The organism is Lonsdalea iberica (assembly GCF_002111585.1).
Classification (GTDB): Bacteria; Pseudomonadota; Gammaproteobacteria; order Enterobacterales; family Enterobacteriaceae; genus Lonsdalea; species Lonsdalea iberica.
In genome coordinates this window covers 16,539-34,062 of the sequence record NZ_LUTP01000009.1, presented here as the reverse complement: position 1 = coordinate 34,062, position 17,524 = coordinate 16,539, and the positions used below count along the sequence as shown (strand labels likewise).

General features: G+C 55.1%; 13 protein-coding genes. 2 read left to right on the top strand and 11 right to left on the bottom strand.

From position 1 onward, the window contains the following. Window positions 1-246: 246 nt before the first annotated feature. From AU511_RS05205 to lolC, 8 genes are all read right to left on the bottom strand, one after another. Complete coding sequence (locus AU511_RS05205; RefSeq protein ID WP_094109001.1) at window positions 247-1,698, bottom strand: protein adenylyltransferase SelO; 1,452 nt, start codon at window positions 1,696-1,698, stop codon at window positions 247-249. A 103-nt stretch (window positions 1,699-1,801) separates the two neighbouring features. Continuing rightward, entirely contained in the window at window positions 1,802-2,536 is a 735-nt protein-coding gene (locus tag AU511_RS05200; protein ID WP_094109000.1) for an EAL domain-containing protein, read from the bottom strand. A 487-nt stretch (window positions 2,537-3,023) separates the two neighbouring features. Then, entirely contained in the window at window positions 3,024-3,500 is a 477-nt protein-coding gene (locus AU511_RS05195; RefSeq protein ID WP_420843438.1) for an NlpC/P60 family protein, read from the bottom strand. Window positions 3,501-3,926: 426 nt separating this feature from the next. Beyond that, the gene (gene cobB, locus AU511_RS05190; protein ID WP_094108999.1) at window positions 3,927-4,757 is read right to left on the bottom strand and encodes a Sir2 family NAD+-dependent deacetylase; all 831 of its coding nucleotides are present in this window, start codon (window positions 4,755-4,757) and stop codon (window positions 3,927-3,929) included. Window positions 4,758-4,766: 9 nt separating this feature from the next. Beyond that, on the bottom strand, window positions 4,767-5,681 hold the full coding sequence (gene nagK / locus AU511_RS05185) for an N-acetylglucosamine kinase (RefSeq protein WP_094108998.1): 915 nt from the start codon (window positions 5,679-5,681) through the stop codon (window positions 4,767-4,769). A 74-nt stretch (window positions 5,682-5,755) separates the two neighbouring features. Then, on the bottom strand, window positions 5,756-7,003 hold the full coding sequence (gene lolE, locus AU511_RS05180) for a lipoprotein-releasing ABC transporter permease subunit LolE (RefSeq protein ID WP_094108997.1): 1,248 nt from the start codon (window positions 7,001-7,003) through the stop codon (window positions 5,756-5,758). Continuing rightward, window positions 7,000-7,707: a lipoprotein-releasing ABC transporter ATP-binding protein LolD gene (gene lolD / locus AU511_RS05175; RefSeq protein WP_094099771.1), complete on the bottom strand. Its 708-nt coding sequence runs from the start codon at window positions 7,705-7,707 to the stop codon at window positions 7,000-7,002. Before lolD ends, lolE begins: the two co-directional genes overlap by 4 nt. Then, window positions 7,700-8,902 (bottom strand): lipoprotein-releasing ABC transporter permease subunit LolC, encoded by a 1,203-nt coding sequence (gene lolC, locus AU511_RS05170; protein ID WP_094108996.1) that lies wholly within the window; start codon window positions 8,900-8,902, stop codon window positions 7,700-7,702. The genes lolD and lolC overlap by 8 nt, the downstream gene beginning before the upstream one ends. 136 nt (window positions 8,903-9,038) lie before the next feature. Here lolC and mfd point away from each other — a divergent pair, with 136 nt between their 5' ends. Continuing rightward, a complete protein-coding gene (mfd, locus tag AU511_RS05165; RefSeq protein ID WP_094108995.1) occupies window positions 9,039-12,488 on the top strand; it encodes a transcription-repair coupling factor in 3,450 nt (1,149 codons plus the stop codon). Window positions 12,489-12,924: 436 nt separating this feature from the next. Further along, entirely contained in the window at window positions 12,925-13,827 is a 903-nt protein-coding gene (locus AU511_RS05160) for a glutamate/aspartate ABC transporter substrate-binding protein (protein ID WP_094108994.1), read from the top strand. Window positions 13,828-13,947: 120 nt separating this feature from the next. On the opposite strand, the gene AU511_RS05155 is transcribed toward AU511_RS05160, so the two are convergent. The 3 genes from AU511_RS05155 to nagZ form a co-directional block, all read right to left on the bottom strand. After that, a complete protein-coding gene (locus AU511_RS05155) occupies window positions 13,948-14,487 on the bottom strand; it encodes a glycine zipper 2TM domain-containing protein (RefSeq protein ID WP_036150315.1) in 540 nt (179 codons plus the stop codon). Window positions 14,488-14,822: 335 nt separating this feature from the next. Beyond that, window positions 14,823-16,130, bottom strand: coding sequence for an NAD(P)/FAD-dependent oxidoreductase (locus AU511_RS05150; RefSeq protein ID WP_094099766.1), 1,308 nt, complete (start codon window positions 16,128-16,130; stop codon window positions 14,823-14,825). A gap of 350 nt (window positions 16,131-16,480) precedes the next feature. After that, on the bottom strand, window positions 16,481-17,506 hold the full coding sequence (nagZ, locus tag AU511_RS05145) for a beta-N-acetylhexosaminidase (RefSeq protein WP_094109039.1): 1,026 nt from the start codon (window positions 17,504-17,506) through the stop codon (window positions 16,481-16,483). Window positions 17,507-17,524 lie beyond the last annotated feature (18 nt).

The window sequence follows — 17,524 nt, the reverse complement described above, 5'->3', positions numbered from 1 at the left end:
AAAAGAAACCGGCCTGATGAGGAACGGGTATGAATTCAAATTGCTTTAAACGCTAGTATATAAACAGAAAATAATTTTTGCTTCAGGCGGAGTGAACTTATTTTGTAGAAACTTGTCGCTCAAGGAGGGCTTTGTTTACTAAATAACCTGATTCTAATTGAATCAGGCATCTTCCCAAGCAAACAAGCGGCCATAAGAATGACTCGGCCTCGACAAACCTAATCATTGCGGTAATGGCCTGATTGTTTAGCTGGAGCAGGATATCTCGAGATGCTTTCCCCATTCGGGGGGAGGCGCTGAAAGTTCAGCCAATCCCGGCTGTGCCTCGAAAGGATGACTGATGGCCCGATGTAGACGCGTCAACGCACTGACATCATCTTGCTCGGCGCCTTCGATGGCCCGCTGAGCCAAATAGTTACGTAATACGTACGTCGGATTTGCTTTGTGCATGCTCTCGCGTCGCGCAGTATCGTCGGTAGGCTCCAAGCGTAAGCGACGGCGATATACGCCAAACCAACGATCAAAGGCTTCGCGGTCGATAAATTCGTCACGAAGCGGCGAACGCTCATTTTGCACTTCCGTCTCGGACAACAGCCGGAAAGTCCGATGGTAGTCGCCTTTTTCCTGTTGCAACAGCCGGAACAATCCCGACAGGATATCATTGTCCGCGTGATCTGATGATGAGAAACCAAGTTTAGCGCGCATCAGGTCGCCATAGTGCTGCATTAAAACCGGCGCGTAACGATCCAGCGCTGATTGCAATGTCTCAGGCGGCATGAGACCTGAAAGCGACTGGGCCAGCCGATGCAGATTCCACTGGGCCGCGGCCGGCTGGTTATCAAAAGAGTAGCGCCCTTGGTAGTCAGAGTGGTTACAGACGAAATGGGGATCGTAATCGTCCAGAAAACCAAAAGGGCCGAAATCAATCGTCATCCCAAGAATAGACATGTTGTCCGTATTCATTACGCCATGCGCAAAGCCTACCGACTGCCAATGTGCGATGAGACGTGCGGTGCGCTCTACCACGTCGGTAAACCACAAACGGTATTTATCCGATTCCTGGTGCCACTGCGGCCAGTGATGTTCAATGACATAATCGGCCAGCTGACGCACTTTGTCCGGTTCACGGCCATAATAGAAGTGTTCAAAGTGACCAAAGCGCACATGGCTTTCCGCGACTCGCAGTAGCATTGCGCCCCGCTCCACCGTTTCACGTTGAACCCCTTGTTCACTTGTGGCGATAGTCAAAGCGCGGGTCGTCGGTATCCCCAACGCATGTAATGCCTCGGAGGCCAAAAACTCTCGGATCACAGAACGGAGCACGGCACGCCCATCCCCCTGACGTGAATAAGGCGTTTTCCCCGCGCCCTTGAGATGCCAGTCGACGTGGCGTCCATCGGCTAACTGCTGCTCGCCTAATAAAATCCCGCGACCATCGCCTAATTGTCCGGCCCAAACGCCAAATTGATGTCCGCTATAAACTTGCGCAATAGGCTGCATTCCCGGCAAACTTTTTTCACCGCACCAAATAGGACTGTTCTCGGGAGTGAACCAGTCAGCGGACAATCCTAGCTCGTGGGCTAGCGCCTCACTGTGATAAAGCAGCCTCGCCCCCTGCAACGGGGAAGGTTCCAGTTGGCTATAAAAGCCGGGCAGCTGCTGATAGTAACGATTATTGAATTTGGGGGGGTAAGGCATGGCCGGGTCCTCTCTTTACCGCAGTGTAGAGCGGAGTTCAAGGAATTAACACCGATCAAAGATAAGGGTATTCGTGGCCGACAAACGGTGATCGCCGATAAATTTAGCCGTAACACACCGCAGCAGGCAGTTTCTGATCCAGCTGTTCTAACGGCACCGCAGGCCACAGCTGACCCTGTACGCCACTGATGTCCAAATCATACGACCGTTCAAGCAGTGCTGGGCTGTCAATGCCTTGAGCAATTACCATCATACCGGGGTTGTGCTTTTTGATAACGCTCAGCATGGGGTTCATCATGGACACTTCTGTCGGACGCAATAATAAGCGTTGAACGAAACGGGGGTCCAATTTCACATGGCGAAATAAACCATCATAGAATGGTTTCAAATTGGTTTTTCCCGAGCCGAAATTATCCAGCCACAAATTGAATGATTTACTCAATGCCAAAACATTAGGATTATCCTTACCTTCGTCCAGGTTGGGAAAATTCTCATTAATTTCGAGTTGGATAAAAGGAAGTGCATTAAGTGTCTGTTTAATTTTTTCATCGCGAATCACTAATTCAGACAATGCACGGTCAATCTTAAGCAAAACCATTACTTGATTATCTCGAAACCAAGGCGCTTTGCTTTTAATAATAAGAAGTTGTTCTTTAAATAAAGCGACTTTCTGAGATCTATCGAGCAGGCTCATCAAGATACTCTGAGGCATGGCCAGGTTGCCGGCGGCGCTGTGGTAGCGGCCAGTCATTTCCACGGCCAGTAGCCGAGCATCCAGGCTATAGACCGGTGAAAAGAGGTAGTTGCTGATATACTCCACATCAAGCTGGATACGCATAGTGTTTTACCAGAATTAAATAATGTGAACATTCACCGAAAAGAGACGCAAGAGATGACACGCTTCTATTCGCCACAACTCAATCAGTCATTATTCATCTATTGATTATTTGTAATATATTAATCATAAGTCTAATAGATTGAGACATTTAAAGTCACGAGAATGCGGTGCCCGTAATAAAAAAACTACGCAGGGGAAAAGCCGAATAAAGAACATTCTCGAGACACTCTATAATGTGTCGCCAAGAGAACACAATTCGTTTTTCACTTTTCAGACAAACCCCCAATAAGCGTTGCAGTTTATTAACAAACATTTCAATTTCCAAACGTTATTCATAAATCGCCCACGACGCATCACAAATATTCAACCGCCGTTGCAACATGTTTAATTCACATTTTGATCCTGGATTGAATCCATTGAATGGCCTCTAACCGTCTTCAGCCCAATCCGCTTGCTGAGGATAGAGGCTGACATTGCACGGCAGCCTTCAGATTCTCCGCGCCTGCCAATAGGCTCGTTTCCAGTAAACGTTGTTCAGCGATGAACGAATGACGCCTTTGCTGGTAGAGGCATGGATGAACTGTTCATTGGCATCATAAATACCCACATGCATACCGCTGTTGCCGCTACCAGTTTTAAAAAAAACCAGATCGCCCGGCAACAGGTCCTCCTTGTCGATACGCGTACCGACTTCCACCTGGTCTTCAGTGGACCGAGGTAACTGCAGGCCGAACTTGTCACGGAATGTCACAAAAACAAAGCCTGAACAATCCACGCCACGACGATCAACGCCCCCATAGCGATAGGGTGTACCCCGCCATTCGGCCAGCTGCTGGTGTAACTGTGCCTTGACTCCCCGAGAGTCGCTCAAGCGGCCGTTGAGCTGCGGCGCATGATGGCTGCAACCCGCAAGGATCATAAAGACCGCTGCCAACACGACAAATTTCCAACGCAACACGTACATACGCTCACTCACGTTCGGGAAGGTAAATGACCTGCCATACCGGATTTCAATGGCCTTAGTCAGAACATTATAATGCTTATTATTTTAAGCAATGGCTGAAATACCCATCGTTTTTTGCATTTGCCCTATGATGACACCTGTGATGCAACAACAACTAAACAAAACAGTATCTCTGCCCTGCCTATCACAATAAAAAGCGCGTTGCATTTGACCTGTAATGGAGGGGATAACCTGGAAAGTTCTCCCCGCATCGAGTAGTTGCGTGGCACCAACTCATCAGAAACCCACCGACTTGCTGGAATAAAAGCAAAAAAAAGGTCCATGCGCTGCATGAACCCCCACATTAACTTCATTGAGTCTCCGCGCCCACGATCACGCGAAGGGCTCATCAGACGCTCGCCTTAACCCCCTAGAACGATGACCGGCTTAAAACGAGATGCTGATATGCGCTAACAGCCAGCGGCGAACGAAATCCGGCACCACCCGGCTGGCTGGGCCATAAATCTTCTCATCAAAATGGCTTTCGACCTGACTCGGCTCCAGATTGAGCTCAACCGTATGGGCGCCGTGCTGATGCGCTTCATAAACAAATCCGGCAGCCGGATAGACGTTGCCCGATGTGCCGACGGCAACGAAGAAATCCGCTTCGGTTAACGCCTGATAAATACGGTCCATCTCCAGCGGCATTTCGCCAAACCAGACAATGTGAGGACGCAGCCGCGCCGGTATCTCACAGCACGTACACCGTTCGTCCTCACCGACGTCTCCCTCCCGTTCGAACACCTGCCCACTCCGGTCGCAACGCACCTTATGCAATTCGCCATGCATATGCACAACGCGCCGGCTGCCAGCCCGTTCATGCAAATCATCGATGTTCTGTGTTACCAGCAGAAAGTCGTCGCCCAGAACCTCTTCCCACTGCGCCAGCGCACGATGAGCGTCATTCGGGGCAATCTCCGGCAGCGTTAGCTGACGGCGTCGGTCATTGTAAAAACGTTGAACCAGCGCAGGATCCCGCGAGAATCCCTCTGGGGTCGCCACATCTTCGACACGATGCGCTTCCCATAACCCATCGGCGGCGCGAAAAGTTTGAATGCCGGACTCCGCAGAAATACCCGCGCCGGTGAGCACTACCACACGAGGTTTCTTCACGTGTTTAACCGCCAGATAATCGATGTGAAAAATACGCGCGCGCAAACGCTGATGACGCATACGCTTCCCCTGACGAAAACGGCCTAAACGCCGATGCGAAAGCATGTTTGCTCCTTAAAGCTTCAGTAAGTGTAGCAATGCCGCTCCCCGGACACCGCCTGCGTCCCCATAGCGCGCCTTTTCGATCGCAGGCAAACGTGCCGTGGGTAGCAGGAAGTCAGGGAGATAATGCGGCAAGTATGAATAAATGGCGTCGAAATTAGATAGGCCTCCGCCCAGCACCAGCAGATCCGGGTCAAGCAACGTCAGCAGGCTACCCAGACAGGCAGCAAGAAGCTTCACGTAACGCTCAACATGGATTTTCGCATCCCTATCGCCGGCGTAATAGCGCTGAATAATCGCGGGGGCAGGCAGCGTCTGTAAATAGTCATGCTGGTAGAGCCTCTCGAAGCCCCGGCCTGAAATATAGTTTTCCACGCACCCTTTTCGTCCACATCCGCAGGGCGCGCGGCACAACTCCCATCCCAGAATATCCAACGCATCCACCGGTAAACGGGTATGGCCAAACTCCCCGGTGATGCCGTTCGCGCCATTGACCGGGTAGCCGTTGACGATTAGCCCCCCGCCGACCCCGGTCCCTAAAATGAGGCCGACAATGACCGGATAATGGCGAAAATCAGCGTGATGCGCTTCTGAAAGGGCAAAACAGTTGGCGTCGTTGCTGATGCGGATGTCGCGTTGCAACAGACGGGTAAGATCCTGCCGCAACGGTCGTCCCATCGCGGAGGGCAGATTAGCGGTGAACAACGTCCCGGCGTCCTGATCATACAACCCTGGCACGCCGATACCGAGGGTTCCCGGGGTTCCGGCTACGGTATCGGCCTCATCGGTCAGCAGTTTCAGCGTCGTCAGCAGTTGACCATAGTCATCGCGCGGCGTCGCCACGCGTTTTTGCCACACCGGTCGCCAGTCGGCGTCGAACACACCGATCTCTATTTTGGTGCCGCCGATGTCGAACCCGTAATACATACCCTACTCCCGTCGCTACGGCTGGCTCAAGATTCGACGCTATCGCGCCTGAGCCGTTAACGTTAAGCGCCCGCTTACTGACCGCTCAGCACCCTGGCGGGGTCGATGCGGCTGGCCCGACGTGCGGGATACCAGCTGGCAATTAGGCTGAGAGCCAATGCCGTGACTAACACCAGGACGACGTCGGCGGCATGCAGTTCCGACGGCAAGAAATCGATAAAGTAGATGTCGCCGGAGAGAAAGCGATGACCGGTTATCGTCTCAATACCGCGTATCAGCGGCGTGAGCTGCAGCGTCGCGATAATCCCGACGATGGCCCCCAGCACGCTGCCCAGCAGTCCTGCCAGCAGACCATACCAGACGAAAATGGCGCGAATAAGTCCGTCGCCTGCGCCCAGCGTTCGTAACACGGCGATATCGCTGCTTTTGTCTTTAACCGCCATCACCAGCGTGGACACGATATTAAAACTGGCGACGCCGATCACCAGCACCATCGCCAGATACATAATCGTGCGGATCATCTGAATATCGCGGTACATATAACCGTAAGTGCCAATCCAACTGCGGATGTAAACGTACTCCTCCGTGACCTTACCCGCGTCGCGCACCAGCTGATTGGCGGCGAACACGTCATCCATCTTCAGCGCCAGACCGGTCACCGCATCGCCCATATCCAGATAGCCCTGTGCGTCTTTCAGCGGGACTAACGCCAGACTGTGATCGAGCTGTCCGCTCAGTTGGAGAATCCCGGTGACGTGTAGACGGATGCGCTTCGGTTGTAGCAGCTTCATCTGCGGGTCGCTGTTGGGGATCATCACCGTCACCCACTCGCCTTCCTTCACCCCTAAAGCGTCGGCCACGCCTTTTCCCAGCACCACCTGCTGTTCGCCGGCTTGGAAGCGGCTCCAGGCGTCGTTCAGAACAAAGTGCGGCAGCGCGCTTAACCGGAGTTCCTGCTGCGGGTCGACCCCTTTAAACTGGATCGCCCTCAGATTGGCGCCATGTTCCAGCAATCCTGTGAAGTTGATGTAAGGCGCTACCGCCGCAATGCCCGGCACCGCTTCGACCTTCGGGATCAGCCCCTGCCATCCATTGAAAGGGGGATTGACCGCCTCGATCTCTCCGTGCGGCACCACGGCCAAAATACGATTTTTCAGTTCACGCTCAAAGCCATTCATCGCGCTCAACCCGACGATCAGCACCGCCACGCCTAGCGCAATACCGATCGTGGAAATCGCCGAGATCAGCGACACCATTCCGCTGCGTCTCCGTCCCCGGCTGAACCGCAATCCCACCCGGAGTGAAAGTGGAGGAAAACTCATTGTGGCGCCCCCACCAGAGTCAGTTCCTGCTGCAGCTGGCCGTCGCGCATTTCCAACTGTCGGCTGAGACGATGCGCCAGCTGTAAATCATGGGTTACCACTAGAAAGGCCGTGCCCTGACGCACGTTGAGTTCGCCCAACAGTTCAAAGATGGTATCTGCCGTCCGCTGATCGAGGTTACCGGTCGGTTCATCGGCCAACACCAATGACGGGTTGTTGACCAGCGCACGGGCGATCGCGACGCGCTGACGTTCACCGCCGGAAAGCTCTGCCGAACGATGGTGACTACGCTTTTCCAGCCCGACGGCCGCCAGCATGTCACGCGCCTGCTCTTTAGCGGCTTTAGGCGGCGTCTTACCAATCAACAGCGGCATAGCCACGTTTTCCAACGCGGTAAAATCCGGAAGCAGGTGATGGAACTGGTAGATAAATCCCAGCTCGCGGTTGCGCAGCGCCGCTTTGGCCGCGGGCGAAAGCGTATTCAGGGGTTTGTCTTTGAAAATGACTTCGCCGGATGTCGGCGTATCCAGACCGCCCAGCAAATGCAACAGCGTACTTTTGCCGGAACCCGAACTCCCGACAATCGCCATCATTTCGCCCGGCGCCATTTCAAACGAGACGTCCTTCAACACATCGGTCGATACCTTCCCGTCCTGGTAGCGCTTGCACAAATGGCGGCACTGTAACAGTAAAGTTTTATTCATAACGTAAAGCCTCAGCAGGATGGGCGGCGGCGGCGCGCCAGGAAGGGTAAAGCGTGGAGAGTAGCGCCAGCAGCATCGCCACGAGGGCGATAACGGTCACCTGCAGCGGCTCGATCACCACCGGCAACGATCCGCCCTCGATGAGCAGCCCCAGCAACGGCAGCAGCGTATTCAGCTGGCTGGCCAACAGCACGCCGAGCAATGCCCCGACCAACGAGCCGAACACACCAGCGCCGCCGCCCTGCACCATAAACAGCGCCATGATTTGACGCTGCGTCAATCCCTGCGTCTGCAAAATCGCCACTTCTCCCTGTTTCTCCATCACCAGCAATCCCAAAGATGTGATGATGTTAAAGGCCGCCACGGCCACGATGAGACTCAACAACAGCCCCATCATATTTTTCTCCATTCGTACCGCCTGGAACAACTCGCCCTTGCGCTCGCGCCAGTCTTTCCATACGGTCCCGGCGGGTAAGGATTGCTGACTGAGCGCATCTACCGCCAGCGGCTCCTGCAACCAGAGCCGCCAACCGGTGATGTTGCCAAGCGGGTAGCGCAGCAGTCGAGAGGCGTCCTGCTGATTGACCAACAACTGGTAGCCGTCCACCTCGCTCTGGGCGGCGAAAGTGCCCGCTACGGTGAACAAACGTTGACTGGGGATTCGGCCCATCGGCGTCAGCTGGCTGGCGCTGGTCACCATCAGGCGCAGCTGATCGCCGCGCTTGACGCCCAGCTGACTTGCCAACTGTTCGCCCAGAATCACCTGATAGGCCCCCGGCTGCAGCTGCTGCTGGCGAGTGTTGACCAGATAGCGCGACAACGGCTCGTCTTCATCCGGGTTAACGCCGAGCATGACGCCCACCGCGACACCGCGGGCGCTTTGCAACACCACGTCGCCGGTCGTCAGGGGCGCGACACGCGTTACCCCTTCGAGATTTTGCAGACCGGCGGCGGGGACATGGTCAGGATTCAGCGATCCCTGGGGCGTGGTGATTAACGCCTGAGGCATTAATCCCAAAATGCTTTTTTCCAGTTCTCGCTCAAATCCGTTCATCACGGAAAGGACGGTGACCAGCGCCATCACACCGAGGGTGATGCCGATAGCCGACAGCCAGGAGACAAACCGCCCAAAGCGGTCCGAGGCACGCCCACGCATGTAGCGAAGGCCGATAAATAACGCGACAGGTTGATACATGAAATCCGTCTGGATGAGGTTGCTAAAGCAAAGTGATCAAGGATAATAAAGGGTAGTACCGCTTTATGGAACCCTAACTATCTCTCTCTCCGGCTTTTTCTTAGAGGGGCCGAGATTAAGACCTGATAATCAGACTATGCCTGAACAATACCGTTATACCTTGCCACGCAAAGCGGGAGAACAGCGCCTGCTGGGCGAATTGACCGGTGCCGCATGCGCCGTGGAATGCGCAGAAATCATTGAACGTCATGCTGGACTGGTGGTGCTGATCGCCCCGGATATGCAAAACGCGCTGCGTCTTCGTGACGAAATTCAACAGTTCACGGATCAGCCGGTCACCACCTTGCCGGACTGGGAAACCTTGCCCTACGACACTTTCTCGCCCCATCAGGAAATCATCTCGGCCCGACTCGCGACGTTGTATCAACTGCCGTTGATGGAGCGCGGCGTTCTGATCCTGCCGGTTAACACCTTGATGCAAAAAGTCTGCCCGCATACCTTCCTGCATGGGCATGCGCTGATGCTGAAGAAAGGGCAACACTTGTCCCGCAACAAACTGCGCGACCAGTTGGAACAGGCGGGGTATCGCAGCGTGGATCAGGTGATGGAGCATGGGGAGTTCGCCACACGTGGCGCTTTGCTTGATCTGTTCCCGATGGGCAGCGAAGAGCCGTTCCGCATCGACTTTTTCGACGATGATATCGACAGTCTGCGGCTGTTCGATGTGGATACCCAGCGAACGCTGAATGAGGTCGACCACATCAGCCTGCTGCCCGCTCACGAGTTCCCGACGGACAAAGACGCTATCGAGCTGTTCCGCAGTCAATGGCGCGAGCAGTTCGACGTGCGCCGCGATCCGGAGCATGTCTACCAGCAAGTCAGCAAGAACACCTGGCCCGCCGGTATTGAGTACTGGCAGCCGCTGTTTTTCAGCCAGCCCCTGCCCTCGCTATTCAGCTACTTCCCGGAAGGCACGCTGCTGGTCAACAGCGGCGATTTACAGCACAGCGCCGAACGTTTCTGGCAGGACATTCAGCAGCGCTATGACAGCCGCAGCGTCGATCCGATGCGTCCGCTGCTAGCGCCTCCCGTGCTATGGCTAGCGGTCGACTCGCTCCTCAGCGAAATCAAGCAGTGGCCGCGCGTGCAGCTACGCACGGAGTCTTTGCCGTCGAAAGCGGCCAACGTCAATCTGGGCTACCAGACGCTGCCGGCACTGACCGTCGAACATCAGCAAAAATCTCCGCTTGATGCGTTGCGCCGCTTTGTGGAGCAGTTCAGCGGCCGCATCATGTTCTCGGTAGAAAGCGAAGGCCGACGGGAAACGCTGCAGGAACTGTTGTCACGAATCAAACTGGCGCCAAAGCCGATTGCCCGTCTGGATCAAGCGCAGGAACCCGGCTGTTATCTGCAAGTCGGGGCGAGCGAACATGGATTCGTGGACACCCTGCGACACTGGGCGCTGATATGCGAAAGCGACCTGCTGGGTGAGCGCGTCAGCCGACCGCGTCAGGACAACCGCCGCGCCATCAACACTGAAACGCTCATCCGCAACCTGGCGGAGCTGCGCGCCGGGCAACCGGTCGTGCACCTGGAACACGGCGTGGGGCGCTATGCCGGGCTGACCACCCTTGAAGCAGGCGGTATCACGGCGGAGTACCTGATCCTGCATTACGCCGGCAACGACAAACTCTATGTGCCGGTCTCCTCATTGCATCTGATCAGCCGTTATGCGGGCGGCAGCGACGAAAACGCGCCGTTGCACAAGCTGGGCGGCGACGCCTGGGTTCGCGCCCGTCAAAAAGCCGCGGAGAAAGTCCGCGATGTCGCCGCCGAGCTGCTGGATGTGTATGCTCAGCGCGAGGCTAAGCGCGGTTTCGCCTTCAAGCACGACAAAGCCCAATACCAGTTGTTCTGCGAAGGGTTCCCGTTTGAAACCACGCCGGATCAGGCTCAGGCTATCAACGCCGTGCTGAGTGACATGTGCCAGCCGCTGGCGATGGATCGCCTGGTGTGCGGCGATGTCGGCTTCGGCAAAACCGAAGTCGCCATGCGCGCCGCCTACCTGGCGGTCGAAAACCACAAGCAGGTCGCCGTTTTGGTCCCCACAACGCTACTGGCGCAGCAGCACTTTGATAATTTCCGTGACCGCTTCGCCAACTGGCCCGTTCGTATCGAGATGATTTCCCGCTTCCGTAGTCAGCGCGAGCAATCACAGGTGCTGGAACAAACGCGCGAGGGGAAAGTCGATATTCTCATCGGCACCCATAAACTTTTACAGAGCGATGTGCACTGGCACGATCTCGGACTGCTGATTGTGGATGAAGAGCACCGTTTTGGCGTACGTCACAAAGAACGCATCAAAGCCATGCGCGCCAATGTCGATATTCTGACACTGACCGCGACGCCCATCCCGCGAACGCTGAATATGGCGATGAGCGGGATGCGCGATTTGTCGATCATCGCCACTCCGCCGGCACGCCGTCTGGCGGTCAAAACCTTTGTACGTGAGTATGACAGTCTGGTGGTGCGGGAAGCGATTCTGCGCGAAACGCTGCGCGGCGGTCAGGTGTATTACCTGTATAACGATGTCGAAAATATCGAAAAGGCGGCGCAGCGGCTCAGCGAGCTGGTGCCGGAAGCGCGGATCACCATCGGCCACGGGCAGATGCGCGAGCGCGATCTCGAACGAGTCATGAACGACTTCCATCACCAACGTTTCAACGTGCTGGTGTGTACGACGATTATTGAAACCGGCATCGATATTCCAAGCGCCAATACCATCATCATAGAGCGCGCCGACCATTTTGGTCTTGCACAGCTCCACCAGCTTCGCGGGCGCGTAGGCCGCTCTCACCACCAGGCTTACGCCTATCTGTTGACCCCGAATCCAAAAGCGATGAGCACGGACGCGCACAAACGTCTGGAGGCTATCGCGTCGCTGGAAGATCTCGGCGCAGGCTTCGCGCTGGCAACCCACGATCTGGAGATCCGTGGCGCAGGCGAGCTACTGGGCGAAGGGCAAAGCGGACAAATGGAAAGCGTCGGCTTCTCGCTCTATATGGAGTTGCTGGAAAGCGCGGTCGAATCGCTCAAGGAAGGTCGGGAACCCTCGCTGGAGGATCTGATCAGCAATCAGACCGACGTCGAACTGCGACTCCCTTCCCTGCTGCCGGAAGACTTTATTCCAGATGTGAATACCCGGTTGTCGTTCTACAAACGCATCGCCAGCGCCCACGTAGAGGGTGAGTTGACGGATCTCAGGGCCGAACTGATCGACCGATTCGGTCCGCTACCGGACGCCGCGCGCAACCTGTTGCAGATTGCCGCGCTACGCCAGCAGGCGCAGGCATTGGGCATCAAGCGGATTGAAGGTCACGACAAGGGCGGTTTCATCGAATTCAGCCAGAATAACCGCGTCGAGCCGAGCCACCTGATTGGCCTGCTGCAACGAGAACCCAGCGTGTACCGCTTGGATGGTCCAACCCGTCTCAAGTTCATTACCGATCTGAGCGATCGCCCTGCGCGATTGACCTTCATCCGCGGGCTGTTGACCGCGATGGCGCAGCATACCTGCCCGGTCTGAGGCGCGTAACCGCGCGTGACGTCCTCGCCCATCTGACTGACAGGCCCCGGTTCAAATCGGGGCCCTGCCAGTTCACGCCCTGTTTCACCGCTTGTTCCCGCGCGACAAGACTCCGCTCGGCATGTCAGGCTTTCCTGCCGATGCCCTCCACCTTTAGACGCACGCTCTCGTCGGTACGCACTATCAAGGTGCAGCCAATGGTTGTCCGATGGGCACTGCGTTGACTGTTGACTTCTTTTCACTCTCAGGCGCCTTGCCCAGCGAGGGCTCGCCTTCCGTCAGATTTGGCTGCATGCATCATGGCATCAATTTTGCCTGATGATGCAGCCCGCCGGACAGCCGTGCTCGACGCATAAGCCGGCGGCTCCGTGCAAGCGAAGGATACAGGGAAGCGTTCTACGCTTAAGCGGCCACCACATTAACCACGGAGTACATAATGAGAAGAACGATATGGGTCTCGGCTATTCTGGCCGGGATCGCTTGCCACGCAGCCTACGCCGCAGACACCCGCCCCTCGTCCACCGACACCTTGCAGAAGATCAAAACACGTGGGTTAATTGTTGTCGGGCACCGCGAATCCTCCGTCCCCTTTTCCTATCTGGACAACGATCAGAAAGTCGTCGGCTATTCGCAGGAGTATTCGACTGCGATTGTCGATGCCGTCAAAAAACAGCTGGGTCTGCCTAACCTGACGGTGAAAATGGTGCCCATTACCTCATCCACACGCATTCCCCTGCTACAGAACGGATCGATAGATTTTGAATGTGGGTCTACCACCAACAACGCGGAGCGTCAGCAACAGGCGGCATTTTCCAACTCTATTTTTATTGTGGGTGGGAAACTTCTGGTCAGGAAAGAGTCTGGAATCAGTGACTTTAACGATCTCGCCGGTAAACCGGTCGTGACCACGGCGGGGACGACCAACGAAATCCTGCTCAACCAGCTGAATGACAAGAACGCTATGAAGATGCGCATCATTTCGGCCAAAGACCACAGCGATGCATTCAGAACGCTAGAGAGCGGACGTGCGGTGGCTTTCTATATGGACGATCCGCTGCTGGCCGGAGAGCGCGCCAAAGCCAAGCGACCTGACCAATGGGTCATCGTCGGCACGCCGCAATCCCATGAAGCGTATGGCTGTATGCTGCGTAAGGACGATCCGGCATTCAAGCAGTTGATGGACTCGACGATTGCTCAGGCGCAAACGCAAGGTGAAGCGGAGAAGTGGTATCAGCGCTGGTTTACCCAGCCTATTCCACCGAAAAACATCAACATGAACTTTGAGATGTCCGAGGATATGAAAGCCCTGTTCAAAGCGCCGAACGACCATATTCTGTGATGCATGACTTTCCCTCCGCTCCGGGCGTCGCGGAAAAAATATAACCGGTTAAGCGCACAGGTTCGCCCAAATAACATCTGGGCGAACCTGTTTGGACAACAAATGGTTTGGAGGCGAGGCTCAAATCTGCTCGCTCAGCACCAGCTGACCATTGCGGTCTAGCGGAATTTTCGTTCCGGGGTCACGTTCCATACGCACTTTACCTTCCTGTTCGCCTATCTTGTAGGTAACGTCGTAACCCAGCACTTTTTGCGATTTGTCATACACCGTCTGACAACGCTGCTGAGTGGAAGAATACGTATCACGTTCCTGCATCTTGCCCTGCACCTGATTACCCGCGTATCCGCCCGCTAAAGCACCGGCTACCGTCGCGACGTCACGGCCCCTGCCGCCGCCGAACTGATGGCCTAACACGCCCCCGGCAACCGCGCCGAGCACAGAACCGGTAATACGGTTTTCATCTTGCACAGGCTGTCTGTGGGCCACCGTGACATTACGGCACTCCTGCCGCGGCGTCTTGACGGTTTCTTTTATCGGTGTTGCGGCTAACACCTGGGCATACTGCGGCTTCGGCGAGAAGACATCCATGCTGGCGACCGCCGCCACACCCAGTGCGGCGGCAACGCCAATCCCCACGCCTGCTAACATTGACTTGTTCACAGGAAACCTCCTGAATAAATATTCACGCATTCTCCATCTCGCCCCAACGCCATCCTTTTGCAACAGACCTGTGAAGAGCGGTGATGATTCTGCCGAAAGCGCCAACTTTCGGGTGATGTGACGTGCGCGCAACGCCGTTCGTAAACAGAGGGAAGTCTGCACAAAGTGATTTTGGGGGACAATAGGATTAATGAACCAAACGCCGATCGACATCCACAAACATGACGATTTGGGATTTTTCTTATTAATTTCAGCAAGAAAGATTAAGCGGAACTATTTACAAAACAATTAATTAATGCCGCCGGTCACAGGGACCGGCGGCCAGGTTCAGACTATCAGTGCAGTTTCAGCTTGGGTCGGATCACCCGATTGATGCGTCCGACCAACATCATCAAACCGGTTCTCACGTAGCCATGCAGCGCAATCTGGTGCATACGATATAGCGAGATGTAAACGAAACGCGCAATCCGCCCTTCAACCATCACGGAGCCACGCATTAGGTTGCCCATCAGGTTCCCAACGGTGCTGTAATTGGAAAGCGAGACCAGCGAACCGTGGTCTTTGTAGACGTAAGATTTCAGCGGTTTACCGTTTATCAGCGCCATGATGTTATTGAAGCACAGCGACGCCATCTGATGCGCGGCCTGAGCGCGAGGAGGCACGAAACCGCCGCCTTCCTGAGGGCAGGAAGCGCAGTCGCCCAGCGCGAAGATACTGGTATCGCGGGTGGTTTGCAGCGTGGGTTCCACCACCAGTTGGTTGATGCGGTTGGTTTCCAGACCGGCGATATCCTTCATCGCGTCTGGCGCTTTGATGCCCGCGGCCCAGACCATCAAATCGGCATCAATAAATTCACCGTCTTTGGTATGCAGACCTTGGGTCTCCGCACTGGTCACCATAGTTTTCGTCAACACTCGCACGCCGATATTGGTCAGTTCCTGATGCACCGCCGAAGAAATACGCGGCGGCAGCGCAGGCAGAATACGTTCGCCCGCTTCAACCAATGTGACGTTCAGCGTCTGATTGTCCAACGCGTTAAAACCGTAGCTATTCAACTGTTTGACGGCATTGTACAACTCGGCGGACAGCTCGACGCCCGTCGCACCGCCGCCGACGATCGCAATATTGACGCGCTCTTTGCGGTTGGGATCAGCGTTGAATTTGAGGAACAGATCCAGCATTTCGTTGTGGAATCGACGCGCCTGTTTAGGGTTGTCCAGGAAGATGCAATGCTCTTTAACGCCGGCAGTCCCGAAATCATTGGAGGTACTGCCCAGAGCCACGACCAGAATATCGTAGGGCAGCGTGCGCGCGGCGACCAGCTGCTCGCCAGCTTCGTTACGAATTTCAGCCAGCTCGATCTCTTTTTGCTCGCGATTAATGCCCGTCAAGGTCCCCATCTGGAACTGGTAGTGATGATTGCTGGCGTGAGCCAGATAGCTCAGGGAGTCCATATCATCATCCAGAGAGCCGGTTGCCACTTCGTGCAGCAACGGTTTCCACAAATGGCTCGAATTGCGATCGACCAGCGTAATTTCGGCTTTATTTTTACGACCTAATTTGTGCCCAAGGCTTGTTGCGAGTTCTAATCCGCCAGCGCCACCGCCGACAATCACAATTTTTTTGATTGGCAAAGATGTCAAAATGACCCCCTGAAAATAGGTAAGCCCACGGTTAACAAAGGAAAGTCAGAATATCCTTATATAACATGTGGTTCTATGAAGTTAGTCGGTATCTACGGGCAGGATATCATGGTGGGTCATATGGTCATACCAAAATTGATATATATCAATTCTTTTTGATATTTCTTAATCAAAAGATTAAAAATAGTTGTTGATAAACAGCCAGTTAAAAAACTGAAACGATTCGTAAAACAGCCGAAAGATAGACCGATCTATGCGCGGATAAAACCGGGGAGAAAGGACGATAGCATCAAGGCGTCCCAAGGAAATGGAACGCCTCGCGCTGCCCTTTGAGATAGTCAGGCGGTCAGCTACTTCGTCGTTTTAAAAGCCTGCCAGCGTTCGTTGAGCGTGGTCAATTGCTGACTCACTCGTTTCCAACGCGGGGAATCCAGCAGTTCACCGCGCGTGAAATGCCCCTTGTGCAATAACCGCTCAAGGCCCGACACCTCGCGATGAGGTAAATGATCCAATACGCTGACGGCCCCTTCGCGATGATTACAGACCAGAATCATGTCGCAACCAGCTGACAAAGAGGCTTCAGCACGTTCGGGATAGCTCCCCATGACCGCAGCGCCTTCCATCGACAAATCGTCGGAAAAGATGATGCCGTCGAATTTCAATTCCTGCCGCAAAACGTTTTTCAGCCAATAGGGAGAGCCGCTGGCAGGTAACGAGTCGCCTTCGGTATAAATCACATGCGCCGGCATAATCGCGTCCAGTTGTCCGCGATTCATCAATTCACGGAACACCGACATGTCCCGTTCCCGAATCTGGGCTAGCGGACGAGGGTCTCGCGGGGTCTCTTTGTGCGAGTCCGCGCTCACCGCGCCATGACCAGGGAAGTGTTTGCCCGTCGCTTTCATTCCCGCCGAGTGCATGCCGGTGATGAATCGATCCGCCACCGCCAATACAGTTTGAGGATCGCTATGAAACGCGCGCTCTCCGATCGCGGCGCTCTGGTGGCCGACATCCAGCACCGGAGCGAAGCTGATGTCGATATCCATGGCGATCATTTCCGCCGCCATCAGCCACCCGCCCTCTTCCGCCAGTGCTTCCGCCTGCGCTAAATCGTTGAGTGCCGCGAAAGACTGCGCCGCTGGCAAAGGAGTGAAGCCGTCGCGGAAACGCTGAACTCGCCCCCCTTCCTGATCGACGGCAATGACCAGCGGCTGTCGCGCCGCCTGACGGATCTGGCGCACCAGCTCGCTGAGCTGCTCCGCATCATGAAAATTTCGGCTGAACAGAATTAAGCCGCCGACCAGCGGATGTGCCAGCACTTCACGGTCTTCGGCATCCAGCTCGTAGCTGGCCACATCTAACATTAACGGACCCACAACAACCTCATTCATCTG

Bases quoted from the DNA above. Each gene is read 5' to 3' on its own strand.
- AU511_RS05200 (WP_094109000.1), bottom strand. From the start codon at position 2,536: ATGCGTATCCAGCTTGATGTGGAGTATATCAGCAACTACCTCTTTTCA.
- AU511_RS05195 (WP_420843438.1), bottom strand. From the start codon at position 3,500: ATGTACGTGTTGCGTTGGAAATTTGTCGTGTTGGCAGCGGTCTTTATG.
- AU511_RS05205 (WP_094109001.1), bottom strand. From the start codon at position 1,698: ATGCCTTACCCCCCCAAATTCAATAATCGTTACTATCAGCAGCTGCCC.
- mfd (WP_094108995.1), top strand. From the start codon at position 9,039: ATGCCTGAACAATACCGTTATACCTTGCCACGCAAAGCGGGAGAACAG.
- cobB (WP_094108999.1), bottom strand. From the start codon at position 4,757: ATGCTTTCGCATCGGCGTTTAGGCCGTTTTCGTCAGGGGAAGCGTATG.
- lolD (WP_094099771.1), bottom strand. From the start codon at position 7,707: ATGAATAAAACTTTACTGTTACAGTGCCGCCATTTGTGCAAGCGCTAC.
- lolE (WP_094108997.1), bottom strand. From the start codon at position 7,003: ATGAGTTTTCCTCCACTTTCACTCCGGGTGGGATTGCGGTTCAGCCGG.
- lolC (WP_094108996.1), bottom strand. From the start codon at position 8,902: ATGTATCAACCTGTCGCGTTATTTATCGGCCTTCGCTACATGCGTGGG.
- nagK (WP_094108998.1), bottom strand. From the start codon at position 5,681: ATGTATTACGGGTTCGACATCGGCGGCACCAAAATAGAGATCGGTGTG.
- AU511_RS05160 (WP_094108994.1), top strand. From the start codon at position 12,925: ATGAGAAGAACGATATGGGTCTCGGCTATTCTGGCCGGGATCGCTTGC.